At 70.0% G+C, this 12,489-nt stretch carries 9 protein-coding genes; 4 read left to right on the top strand and 5 right to left on the bottom strand.

Annotation, left to right across the window (positions count from 1 at the left end; all coding sequences use genetic code 11):
- Positions 1-1,555, top strand: a 1,555-nt coding sequence (locus SM447_RS27515) for a non-reducing end alpha-L-arabinofuranosidase family hydrolase (protein WP_474575781.1), incomplete at its 5' end; no start/stop codon positions are given.
- A gap of 160 nt (positions 1,556-1,715) precedes the next feature.
- On the top strand, positions 1,716-2,858 hold the full coding sequence (locus SM447_RS27510; protein WP_474575787.1) for a carboxylate-amine ligase: 1,143 nt from the start codon (positions 1,716-1,718) through the stop codon (positions 2,856-2,858).
- A gap of 13 nt (positions 2,859-2,871) precedes the next feature.
- Here SM447_RS27510 and SM447_RS27505 read toward each other — a convergent pair whose 3' ends face one another.
- The 4 genes from SM447_RS27505 to SM447_RS27490 form a co-directional block, all read right to left on the bottom strand.
- Positions 2,872-4,656 (bottom strand): N-acetylglutaminylglutamine amidotransferase, encoded by a 1,785-nt coding sequence (locus tag SM447_RS27505; RefSeq protein ID WP_474575780.1) that lies wholly within the window; start codon positions 4,654-4,656, stop codon positions 2,872-2,874.
- A 12-nt stretch (positions 4,657-4,668) separates the two neighbouring features.
- A complete protein-coding gene (locus tag SM447_RS27500; RefSeq protein ID WP_474575779.1) occupies positions 4,669-6,381 on the bottom strand; it encodes a right-handed parallel beta-helix repeat-containing protein in 1,713 nt (570 codons plus the stop codon).
- A gap of 211 nt (positions 6,382-6,592) precedes the next feature.
- Positions 6,593-7,663 (bottom strand): lytic polysaccharide monooxygenase auxiliary activity family 9 protein, encoded by a 1,071-nt coding sequence (locus tag SM447_RS27495; protein ID WP_474575778.1) that lies wholly within the window; start codon positions 7,661-7,663, stop codon positions 6,593-6,595.
- 193 nt (positions 7,664-7,856) lie between these two features.
- Positions 7,857-8,657, bottom strand: coding sequence for a pyridoxamine 5'-phosphate oxidase family protein (locus tag SM447_RS27490; protein WP_474575777.1), 801 nt, complete (start codon positions 8,655-8,657; stop codon positions 7,857-7,859).
- Positions 8,658-8,768: 111 nt separating this feature from the next.
- Here SM447_RS27490 and SM447_RS27485 point away from each other — a divergent pair, with 111 nt between their 5' ends.
- Together SM447_RS27485 and SM447_RS27480 are read left to right on the top strand one after the other, a co-directional pair.
- Positions 8,769-10,571 (top strand): carbon starvation CstA family protein, encoded by a 1,803-nt coding sequence (locus tag SM447_RS27485; RefSeq protein WP_474575776.1) that lies wholly within the window; start codon positions 8,769-8,771, stop codon positions 10,569-10,571.
- Positions 10,571-11,041 carry a hypothetical protein gene (locus SM447_RS27480; RefSeq protein WP_474575775.1) on the top strand — a complete coding sequence of 157 codons (471 nt, stop codon included), beginning with the start codon at positions 10,571-10,573 and terminating at the stop codon, positions 11,039-11,041. Before SM447_RS27485 ends, SM447_RS27480 begins: the two co-directional genes overlap by 1 nt.
- Here the strand turns inward: SM447_RS27480 and SM447_RS27475 are convergent.
- Positions 10,989-12,398 carry an FAD-dependent oxidoreductase gene (locus SM447_RS27475; RefSeq protein ID WP_474575774.1) on the bottom strand — a complete coding sequence of 470 codons (1,410 nt, stop codon included), beginning with the start codon at positions 12,396-12,398 and terminating at the stop codon, positions 10,989-10,991. The genes SM447_RS27480 and SM447_RS27475 overlap by 53 nt on opposite strands.
- Positions 12,399-12,489: the final 91 nt, after the last annotated feature.

Here is a 12,489-nt window from a genome sequence, read left to right as displayed (position 1 = left end):
CGTGTGGGGCATCCGCGACAGCGACTCGTGGCGCTCCTACGGCACCCCGCTGCTGTTCGACAACAACGGCAACAAGAAGCCCGCGTACAACGCCACCCTCGACGCGCTGAACAGCGCCGGCCCCGCGCCCACGCCCACGACCACCACGCCCGGGCCGACCCCGACCACGCCGGGGCCCACCCCGACCACGCCTGCACCCGGCTCCGCGAGCGAGATCGTCGGAAGCCAGTCGGGCCGCTGTATCGATGTACCCAACGCCTCCCGCAACAACGGCACCCGGGTCCAGCTCTACGACTGCAACAAGCAGACCAACCAGGCCTGGACCTACACCGCCGACCGGCAACTACGGGTGTACGGCGACATGTGCCTCGACGCCGCAGGCTCCGGCAACGGCGCCGCAGTCCAGATCTACAGCTGCCACAACCAGACCAACCAGCAGTGGAACGTCAACTCGAACGGCACCATCAGCGGAGTCCAGTCCGGACGCTGCCTCGACGTCTGGAGCACCGCGAACGGCGCCCAGGTCCAGCTCTACGACTGCCACGGACAACCCAACCAGCAGTTCAGGCTGGTTTCCCTGGGCGGTCCCACCCAGTCGCCGACGCCGACGATCAGTCCGACGCCGACGACTCCGCCGCCGGGTGGTACCTGCAACCTGCCCTCGTCGTACCGGTGGTCCTCCACGGGCGCGTTGGCGCAGCCCCGGTCGGGGTGGGTGTCGTTGAAGGACTTCACGCACGCGCCGTACAACGGTCAACACCTGGTCTACGCCACCACCCACGACACCGGCACCACGTGGGGGTCGATGAACTTCGGCCTGTTCTCCAACTGGAACCAGATGGGTTCGGCGAGTCAGAACCAGATGCCGTTCGCCGCGGTCGCGCCGTCGTTGTTCTACTTCGCGCCCCGCAACATCTGGGTCCTGGCCTACCAGTGGGGCGGACCGGCGTTCTCCTACCGCACCTCCACCAACCCGGCCAACGTCAACAGCTGGTCGGCGCATCAGACCCTGTTCACCGGGTCGATCTCCAACTCCTCCACCGGCCCGATCGACCAGGCACTCATCGGTGACGACCAGAACATGTACCTGTTCTTCGCCGGAGACAACGGCCGCATCTACCGGGCGAGCATGCCGATCGGGAACTTCCCGGGCAGTTTCGGATCGAACTACACGACGATCATGACGGACACCACGAACAACCTGTTCGAGGGTGTGCAGGTGTACAAGCTCCAGGGGCAGCAGCGATACCTCATGCTCGTCGAGGCCATCGGCTCACAAGGCCGCTACTTCCGCTCCTTCACCGCCACCAGCCTCGGCGGCACCTGGACCCCACAAGCGGCCACCGAGAGCAACCCCTTCGCCGGTAAGGCCAACAGCGGCGCCACCTGGACCAACGACATCAGCCACGGCGAGTTGATCCGCACCAACGCCGACCAGACCATGACCGTCGACCCCTGCAACCTCCAACTGCTCTACCAAGGCCGCTCCCCCAACTCCGGCGGCGACTACGGCCTCCTGCCCTACCGCCCCGGCCTACTCACCCTCCAACGCTGACCAACAGACACACCGGCACGGGCACAGCCGGAACCGGGCGGGCTCGGCACCAACCGAGCCCGCCCGGTCTGTCGTCGGTGCCGTTTGCCAGGGCCGCGATGGGGAAATCCCGCCGTGCGGCGGCGGTGACCGTCGCCGGCAGGAGGGGATGCCGACGATGATGAATCACCCGTCCGCCGCACGACCCGTGCGTGCCGTGGACGCGCCAGCGCGCCTGACCCTCGGTGTGGAGGAGGAGTTCCTGCTGCTGGACCCGGTGACCGGGGAAAGCCTGCCGGTCGCCGACCGGGTGCTGACGGCCCTGCACGGCACCGCCCGGAACCAGAGCCGACAGGAGTTCCGGCACAGCATGGTGGAGATGGTCACCCCCGTCTGTGCCGACCTCGCCGACCTCCGGACACACCTGGTGACGCTGCGACGGGCCGCCGCGGAAGCGGCGCGGTCGGCGGGAGCGCAGCTGGTCGCGGTGGGAGCCACTCCGGTGCACGAGTCCCACCGGACAGTCCCGGACGAACCGCGCTACCACGCCATGTCCCGCCGATTCGGCCCGGTTGCGCACGATCCAGCCGTCTGCGGCTGCCATGTGCACGTGGGCCTGCCCGATCGGGAACTGGCGGTGCAGGTCTGCAACCATCTGCGGCCCTGGTTGCCGGTCGTGCAGGCACTCACCGCCAACTCGCCGCTGCATGACGGCGCGGACACCGGGCATGCGAGCTGGCGCTCCATGCAACTGGAGCGCTGGCCCAGCATCGGGCCCACCCCCTACTTCGCCTCCGTCGCCGATTACGACGCGACGGTGACGGAACTGGTCGATGCCGGGATCATGCTCGACGCGGGGATGGTCTACTGGTACGCGCGACCGTCCGCCAGCTATCCGACCGTGGAGATCCGGGTGGGTGACGTCTGCCCGGGAGTGGACGACACCGTGCTGGTCGCCGCCCTGGTGCGAGCCCTGGTCGCCACCATGGTCGACGAGGTGCGTGCCGGAGTGTCGGCACCTCGCCTGCGCAGCAGTCTGCTCGCGGCGGCCCACTGGCGGGCCGCTCACGAAGGGATGGACGGTCGGCTGATCGACCTGCGTGGTGGCGGTGCGCGCCCGGCATGGGACCTCGTGGAGGACCTGTTCACCACGACCGCGCCCGCGCTGGTCCGGCACGGGGATCTGTCGTACGTCATGAAGCAGTTGGCCCGGCTGCGTCGGGACGGCACCGGCGCGGCCCGGCAGCGGCGGGTCATCGCACGCACCGGCGGAGACGTGCGCGCGGTCCTCGACCACCTTGCCACGGAGACCACCGCCGGCTGAACCGGCAGCCTGTTCAGCGGATGTGGTGGGTCTGGAGCCAGAGTTCAAGCAGGCCCAGCTGCCACAGCTTGTTGCTGCCCGCAGTGGCCTGCGCCTGTTCGGGGTCGGCGAGCAGCGCGTCCACGTACGCCTGCCGGAAAAGTCCGCGCTCCCGAGCGGCCGGTGCCCGCAACGCCTCGACGACGAGGTCGCGAACCGGGCCGTCGACGTTACGCAGTGCCGGCACCGGGAAGTAGCCCTTCGGCCGATCGATCACCTCGGCGGGCAGGACCTGCCGGGCAATCTCCTTGAGCACGCCCTTGCCGCCGCTGGCGACCTTGTGCTCCGGCGGGCAGGCCGCCGCGAGTGCGACCAGGTCCTGGTCGAGGAACGGGGTACGCACCTCCAACCCCCACGCCATGCTCATGCTGTCCACCCGTTTGACCGGGTCGTCGGGAAGCATCAGATGGGTGTCCAGGCGCAGCACCGCGTCCAGGGCGGTGTCCGCGCCCGGGGCGACCAACTCCGCGGTGACCAGGTCCCGGCTGGCATCGACGTCGATGGCGTGTGCGGCACCGACTATGTTGATCAACTCGGCGTGGTCCCGGTCGAAGAAGGCGGCGGTGAAGGCCCGCGACGCGTCGGCGCGGGGCACCTCGGCAAGGGGCTGGTGGTAGCCGTACCCGGCGAACACCTCGTCGGCGCCCTGTCCGGACTGTGCCACCTTGACATGGGCCGCGACCTGCTCGGAGAGCAGATGGAAGGCGACCACGTCGTGGCTGCCCATCGGCTCGGTCATCGCCTCGACCGTGCGGCGCACGGCGGGTACGAGGTCGTCGTTGGAGAGCTGGATGCGGAGGTGGTCGGTGTCGTAGGTGCGGGCGACCAGGTCCGAATAGTGAAACTCGTCGCCGGCCTCACCGTGGCGGCTGTCGAAGCCGATGCTGAAGGTGCGCAGGTGCTGCTGACCGGCCTCGGCGAGCAGGGCGACGATGAGGCTCGAGTCGAGTCCGCCGGAGAGCAGCACACCGACCGGTACGTCGGCGACGAGCCGTCGTCGTACGGCGGTGCGCAGCGCGTCGCCGATCGCGGCCCGCCAGTCCCGGTCGTCCCAACCGGCGTGGGCGGGATTCCGGACGTAGTCGGGCCGCCAGTAGACGCGATCGCGGCTGCTCCCGTCGGCCTCGACGACCCGTACGGTCGCCGGCGGCAGCTTCCGGACACCACGGAGGATGGTGCGGGGCGCGGGCACGATCGAGTGCCACGACAGGTAGTGGTGCAGCGCGACCGGGTCGACGCTGGTGTCCACGCCGCCCGCCTTGAGCAGCGCCGGCAGCGTCGAGGCGAATCGCAGGCGACCCGGCGTCTCGGCGAGGTAGAGAGGCTTGATACCGAGCCGGTCCCGGGCCAGCACGAGCCGACGCCGGCCGCGGTCGACCAGGCCAACGGCGAACATGCCGACCAGATGGTCGACGAAGTCCTCACCCCACTGCGCGTACGCCACCAGGATCACCTCGGTGTCGCTGGTGGAGCGGAAGGTGTGGCCGGCGTCGCGCAGTTCCTCGCGCAGTTCCGGGTAGTTGTACACGCAGCCGTTGAAGACCAGGGCGAGGCCGAGGTCCTCGCGCACCATGGGTTGGCCGCCCGCGCCGGACAGGTCGATGATGGTCAGCCGGCGGTGCCCGAGGGTCACCCAGCCGTCGCTCCAGAGGCCCTCGCCGTCCGGGCCCCGGGACCGCATCGCCTCGGTCATCCGGGTCACCGCGTCCGCGTCCGGCGTGGTGCCGTCGAACCTCGCCTCACCGCTGATGCCGCACATCACGTTCCGCTGTCATGCCTCTTCCTCGTGTCCGGGTGATGGCATCCGACCGGCCTGCTCCGGCTGGTTGCCATGGTTGCCGCTCCAGCGACCACCGTCCGCCGGGACGTCGGTCCGGATGGCGTCGTGGTTGCCGTCCAGGTCGTTGTCGAGGACGCGGCAGTTGACACAACTGCCCCGCTCGGTGACCCAGATCCCGTGGGTCTGGGTGCCCGAGCCGCTGTCGCGGATCAGATTGCCGCGGATCGTGACCGAATCGGCGGTGGCGTCGATGGTGATGCCGGCACGGATGGAGGGGGCGGGGGGCAACTCGTACGGGGTTCCGGGCGGCGGCGTGTCGGCACTCCAACTGCTGGCGTCGTCGGGGCGGATCGGGGCGAGGGTGAGGGTGGTGGCGTCGTTGGCGGCCACCACGGCGTACCGCTGGCCGACCCGGAGAACCTTGCCGCGGTGACCGTCGGCCGGCCAGTCCGCACCCTGGTCGGTGAGGGTGTTCCGGGTGTAGCGGACGGACTCGCCGCCCCCGGAGGTGGCCGGGGCGCACTGGCGGCCGTTGTTGCGGATCCGGTTGTTGATGATGACGGCGTCGCGGAGGGGCCGGTCGAACCGGATACCGTCTCGGCTGTTGCCCCAGATGTCGTTGCTCTCGATGACGATCTCCTCGGCCGCGGCCTGGCTGCCTTTGCCGAGGTCCTGGTGGTGATAGCCGTGTCGGCCGTTGCCGGTGATCCGGTTGCCCCGCACCGTGTAGGGGCCGGCGGTGTTGCCGATGTTCACGCCGTCGCGGAGGTTGCCGTCGATGACGCAGTCGGTGAGCAGGCCGCCCTTGCCGGGGACCCCGGTGGTGCCCTTCGCCGACACCTGGAAGCCGGCCTCCAGGTTTCCGGTCATCGTGCAACCGGTGACGATGAGCCCGTCGGCACCCCAGTCGGAGATGCCGAACCGGTTGCTCTCCGCGTGGCAGCTGATGATCCGGATGCCCCGCGGCTGAGGTCGGTCGGGGTACTGCATCTCCAGAAAGATGCCGTTGGTCGCGTTACCGACCGCGACGCAGTTGGTGATGGTCAGCCGCTCCATCGGCCCCCACCCGCCGATACCGACACCGATGCCTGCCCCGCCCATCTCCATGCCGTTGTCCATCCGGCCACAGGCCAGTACCCGGACCGCCTCGATCAGGGTGTCCTGGAGAAAATCGCAACCGAAACCGGTGGCGGCGGTGTGGTGGATGAAGAGGTTCCGAAACAGGCCACCGCTCACGTACTGCAACCCGAGCCCCTTGGACAGCGGGTTGTACTGCGCCGACGCCACGCCCGAACCGTCGATCTCGAAGTCGGTGAACATGCAGTACGCCAGGTATCTGTCGGGCCCCGCACCGTGCTGTTGAGCGGTGTAGAAGGCCAGCGGCACCGCCTGGGACCGGTTGCCGTCATTGCTCAGGGCAAACCGGGTAGCGCCCGGCCCCGCGCCCATCAGCGACACCCCGCTGCGCCAGACGGTGCCGGCGTCGCGGATGGCGTACACCCCCGGCGGGCAGTAGATCACCCGTGCCCGTCCGTCCGCGGCGAACGCGTCGCCGAGCCGATCCACCAGCGCGGCCAGCGCCGGCTGGTCGTTGGTGGTGCCGTCACCGGTCAGGCCGTGTTCCCGGGCGTCGCAGAGCAACGGCGACCCCGCCACTGCGTACGGCCGCACACCGGAGGCGGTGATTGCCACCTGACCTGACACAGGACCTCACCCTCCCCGTGACGGCAGGTCGACCGGTTCTCCGGCCCTCGCCCGACCATCGGGCCCCGTGTGACGGCCGGCCTGCCTCGACGGTACGTGGGTAACGTCCGCGGCGAGGACGGATCGGGGAGAAGCGGTGCGCTGACGGGACTCCGCCAGAGCAGCGAGCAGGGGGTGGCGCTGGTCTGCGCCACCCCCTGCCCGGTCGTCGTCAGCGGGCGGTGCAGGAAAGGGTGGGTGTGCCGTTGGTCCCGTTCCAGGAACCGTTGAATCCGAACGTGGTGCTGCCGTTGGCACTCAAGGAGCCGTTGTGGCCGACGTTCGAGGCGGTCACGGAGGACCCGCTGGAGGTGATCGACGCGTTCCATGAGTTGGTGATGCTCTGGCCGTTGGGCCAGGTCCAGCTGACCGTCCACCCGGAGATGGCGGTGTTGCCCGCCCGCACGGTGACCTCGCCGCCGAAGCCACCGGGCCACTCGTTGGTCGTGCGGTAGGTGGCCGTGCAGGCGCCGTTGCCGGCCGGCGGCGGCGTGGTGGGCGGCGGGTTGGTGGGCGGCGGGGTGGTCGGCGGCGGGTTGGTGGGCGGCGGGGTGGTCGGCGGCGGGTTGCTGCCGCCGCCGAAGGTCACGTCACTGCAGATGTAGTACGGCTGGTCGAGGTGGGACGCCTGCCAGATCGTGTAGACGACGTGCCGCCCGGTGCGGTTGCCGGCGTTCACCTGGGCCTCGTAGATCCCGGTGGTGGTCGGGTACCTGCCGGTCCGGAGCACCAGTTCCAGGCTGTTCCAGGTGAGGGGCTGAGTGGTCGGGTCGAAGCCCTGCCTGGTGATGTAGATGAGCATGTAGTCGGCACCGTGCCGGGCACCGTCGGTCAGCGTCAGGGTGAAGTTGTTGGGCATCGGCTTGGCGGTCCAGGCGCCGACCGTGTCGAGCGAGGCGTACAGCCCGCCCTGGGTACGACCGCCGCTGCACAGCTGCCCGTCGGGGATCACGGCCTGGTGGTTGCCGCCGACGTTCTCACGGAACAGACCGTTCCAGTTCCACATGGTGTTCGGGTTGGCCTGGAAGGCCTGCCAGCACATCGGGTCCTGCTGTGCCATCGCGGGGTTGAGGTGGTCGCCGCCCCAGCGCTCCCAGCATCCGTAGTTGCGGGACGGAGGGTTGGTGACCGACCCGTGCGCCGAGGCCGGGCCGGGCTGGTTCACCACGACCATGGTGAACGCGGCGACGAGGACGGAGGCGGCGCCGAGTCCCAGACGACGGGCTGTTCGTGCGAGTTTCATCAAAGCTCCAGTTGATCCGCCGACGCTGTCACTCGCCGGGATGCCCAACCCCGGGAGGAATGCGCGTCGAACGTCGTGACGATCTCAAATGCGCAGGCGGTGCGACGGTGCTGCCTGCGGTCACTACGACGGCTCCCGACCGAGATAGTACTGACCGCATCCACCTGTGTGAATCTTTTCCGGAAGCGATCGCCTATCGGCCCGGCACCCCGCCGTTGAGGGCCGCCTGGCACGCCCGGGCGAGCCGTCGCTGGCGGGTCAGTCGATGCCACAGGCCGAGCGGCGGCGCGAGGGTGGTGCGGGCAGGTGTCTCCGTCGCGAACAGGGTGCCGTCGGTCATCCGGCCCCGAGTCGTCCACGGGGTCCAGCGTTCGAGGTCGGGGGCGGAGAAGTCGTGACCCAGCAGTACCGCCGGACCGTTCACCGGCAGCCGTCCCGCGAGGCTGTCCGCCCGGATCTGCACAGGCTCCTCGTCGTTGAACCGGGTCACCGTGTCCACGTACAGGTGCCGCGCGTCGCCGGCGACCGCCAGCACCTCGCCGGCCCCGCCGACCCGGGCGCCGACCGGGGTCGTCACGTCGACGTCCAACACCACGATCAGCCGGGGCAGGTACCACCAGTGCTCCCGGCATAGCAACGGCGAGTCGATCAACGCGCGTGCCGGCGGGTACTTGCGCAGTTCCTGGTCGAGCAGCTGCGCCGAGAACAGCGCGCCGTCGCGATCCTCGGTCAGGCGAGGTCGGCCGGTCACCGCGACCGGTCGCCAGCCACGCCCGGTCAGTCGGTCGTCGGAGACGACCAGCGCCGCGACGGGCGCAGCGGCCAACCCGCGGGCAAGGCCGGCCTCGGCGTACGGGAAGGCGAGGGCGGGCCGGTTGCCGAGCAGCAGCGGCGTGACCGGTCGAGCGTGTGGCAGGCCGTCCCGATCGAGCCAGGCCAGCTCGCCGACGGTGGCGGCTTGGATCGCGCGACTGATGTCTGAACCCACGTCCATGTGATCCGAGCCGTTCGGTTGACCTTGCAATGTGATCCCCGTTACATTACCGCCAGGTTTCGGGATCTGCACACGAGCGCTCGCCCAGGTGGGCCGCAAGGAGGCAGCCGTATGCCCGCCATCGTCGTCGTCATCGCGGTCATGGCGATGTTCGCCCTCGGCTACCGCTACTACTCGCGCTACCTGGCCGACCGGGTGTACGGGTTGGACCCGGCCTACGTGACCCCGGCGCACCGCTTCGCCGACGGAGTGGACTTCGTTCCCACGAACAAGCATGTGCTCTTCGGTCACCACTTCACCTCGATCGCCGGTGCCGCCCCGATCGTCGGCCCGGCGATCGCCGTGTTCTGGGGGTGGGGTCCCGCGTTGGCCTGGGTGGTGCTCGGCACCATCTTCGCGGCCGGCGTACACGACTTCGGCGCACTCGCGGTCTCGGTTCGGCACCGGGCACGCAACATCGGCACCCTGGCCGCGGATGTGATCAGCAAGCGCGCCCGGACGCTCTTTCTACTGATCATCTTCTTCCTGCTCACTCTGGTGAACGCGGTCTTCGCCGTGGTGATCGGCAACCTGCTCGTGGCGTACCCGGGCGCGGTCATCCCGATCTTCGTGGAGATTCCCCTCGCGATCGCCATCGGCCAGTACATCTACCGCACCCGCAGCGCGGCGCTGGTGCCGTCGATCATCGGCGTGGTCGCGCTCTACTTCCTGATCTGGGTGGGCAACCTCTACCCCATCGAGATCACCGGGCTGGCCGAGGCACTGGGCTTCGAGCAGACGCGCAACCTGTGGGTGATCATCCTCTTCGCGTACACCTTCGTCGCCTCGCGTCTGCCGGTATGGCTGCTGTTGCAGCCGCGCGACTACATCAACTCCCACCAGCTGTTCATCGCGATCGCGGTGATCTTCGCGGGGGTGCTGGTCGGGATGGACCGGATCGTGGCGCCGATGTTCAACGACGTGCCGGCCGGCTCGCCGAGCATCTTCCCGTTCCTGTTCATCACCGTCGCGTGCGGAGCGATCTCCGGTTTCCACTCGCTGGTGGCGTCCGGCACCACGTCCAAGCAACTGGACAAGGAGACCGACGCCCGGTACGTGGGGTACGCCGGGGCGATCGGCGAGGGCAGCCTCGCACTCGGGTCGATCATCGCGGTCACGGCCGGGGTCGCCGCCACCCGGGCCGAGTGGGACGGCTTGTACGCCAGCTACGCCGACGCGTCGGGCGGGGCCACCCGCAACTTCGTCAACGGCATCGCCAGCTTTGCCACGAACCTGGGCATCGAGTTCCAGCTCGCGACCGTCTTCGCGGCGGTGGTGGTGATCTCGTTCGCGGCCACCACCATGGACACGGGGATCCGGTTGCAGCGCTACATCGTGCAGGAGATCGCCGAACTCGTCGGGTGGCGGCGACTGTCGCGTCACCTCACCCTGGCCGGCTTGCTGGCCATCGCCGCACCGCTCACCCTCGCGTTGCTGCCCGGCGGAGGAGACGCCGGCTACACCTTCGGCGTGCTGTGGCGACTCTTCGGCACCACCAACCAGCTCACCGCCGGTCTGGCCCTGGCCGTCATCGCGGTCTGGGTGCTGCGCCGTCGGCGCAACCCGGTCGCCGTCATCGTGCCGCTGGTCTTCCTGCTGGTGATGACGACCTGGGCGCTGATCGTGCAGTTGCGTGAGTTCGTGGAGGCCGGCGAGTGGGTGCTGGCACCGTTGGACGCCATCATCTTCGTCCTCGCGCTCTGGCTGATCGTGGAGGCGGTGCTCGCACTGCGTCGTGCCAGTGGCCAGTCCGCCGCATCGGAAGCGGACTCCGGGCCGGACCCGGACGCCGGAGCAGGCGCCACCGAGCCCGACCCGGTCGACGAGTCGCCGCAGGTGGTCGAGGCCGCCGGTGCCGGCGACGATCGCCGCTGATGGCCCGGCACCGCGTCCTGCTGATCCGACCCTGGGACGCGGCCCGGGCCGGCTCCGGCTGCTGCAGCGGCGATGCCGGCATCTGCGGCGAAGGCCGGCACGCGGATCCCACGCTGACCCGCCAGCGCGCCGACCAGCGGCCGCTGGGCGAGGTCTACCTGGCGGTGCGAGCCGGTCTACCACCCGAGATCGCGGTGGAGATCGTCGATCCCCGTAACACGCTGTTCCTCCTGCCGGCGATCGTGCGCGACGGTCGCCGGCACCGGCGGCCCTGGCGGGCCCTACTGCGGGACCTGGTCCGAGGCACCGGGTACGGAGCGATCATCGTGGACGGCCGGGTGGTCAGCGAGGCCGGTCTGCCCCCGGCGGAGCAGGCACTCCAGATCATCCGCCGGGCACTCGACTCATCGGCGGCGCTCAGCCGCCGCAACAGCCTCCGGTCCGGTCACCAGCCGGTGCGTCGGTGCTGACCGGGCTCAGTGGTGTGGCGAGCAGGCCGCCGCTGATACCGGTGGCGAGGCCCTTACCGGTCGGCTCGGTGGCCGGGCCGCAGCAGTTGTCGCCGTCGACCGACTCGGCGGGGTTGCTGTTGCAGACTCCGGTTTCAGGCAGGTCGAGCTGCACGTCGCGAGCAGCCTGCCAGTCGCCGGCGAGGGCGGCGACCACGGACCGGGTCTGTTCGTAGCCGGTGGCCATGAGGAAGGTGGGCGCGCGACCGTAGCTCTTCATGCCGACGGCGTAGTAGCCGGGCTCCGGGTGGGCGAGTTCGTCGACGCCGTGCGGGGGGACGGTGCCGCAGGAGTGTTCGTTGGGGTCGATCAGCGGTGCCAGAGCGCGGGTGGCGCCCATGACCGGATCGAGGTCCAGGCGGAGTTCGGCGGCGATGGAGTGGTCGGGTCGGAAGCCGGTGGCGGCCACGATCCGATCCACCGTGACCTGCTCCTGAGCGCCGTCGGTGCGTCGGACGGCCACCGCCACCCGGCCATCGACCGGAGTGATGGCGTGCACGGAGAACCCGGTCAGCAGGCGGATGCGCCCGGCGTCGACATGCCCGCGCAGGCGGGAACCGAGTGCGCCACGGGCGGGTAGCGCATCGGCGTCCCCGCCGCCGTAGGTACGGGTGGGTGACAGCGATCGGATGGCCCACGTGACCTCGGTGCCGGGCGCGGTGGTGGCGAGTTCGGCCAGCGACAGCAGGGTGTTGGCGGCGGAGTGCCCGGCGCCGACGACCAGCGTGTGTCGGCCGGCGAAACGTTCCCGGTCGGTGCCGAGGACGTCCGGCAGCGCATGCTCCAGGTGGGTGGTGGCTCCGGCCTCGCCGTGTGCGGGCAGGCCGGAGGCGCCGAGCACGTTCGGGGTGCCCCAGGTGCCGGAGGCGTCGATGACGGCTCGGGCGAGGACCTCGCGGCCGTCGGTGAGGCGCAGCAGGAAGGGAGCGGCTTCGCGGCCGGCGGTACGCAGCCGGTCGTACCCGAGCCGGCTGATCCCCGCGACCCGGGCGCCGTAGCGCAGGTGTGGCTTGAGTTGCGGCAGGTCCGCGAGGGGCTGCAGATAACTCTCGACGAGATCGGCGCCGGTCGGCAGGGCGTCCGGATCGGGCGCGACCCAGCCGGCCTCGTCGAGGAGGCGGCGGGCCGCCGGATCGACGTTGTACCGCCAGGGGGAGAAGACGCGGACGTGGGCCCACTGCCGCACGGAGGTTCCGGCGCCGTCCCCCGCCTCCAGGACGGTGAACGGTAGGGCGCGCTCGTGCAGGTGGGCAGCGGCGGCAAGGCCGACCGGCCCGGCCCCGATGACGGCGACGGGCAGCTGGTCCAGATCGCTCATCACGTACTCCTCGCGTTCGATGGTTGTCGAAACAGCCGGGCGTGCCGGCCCCTCGGTGGGTGACGTCGAGGCGCTGTCTCGATGCTCTTCG

It is taken from the genome of Micromonospora aridisoli (genome assembly GCF_056150025.1).
The sequence above is the reverse complement of the archived record's forward strand: the minus strand, read 5'-3'. Positions and strand labels throughout refer to the sequence as shown.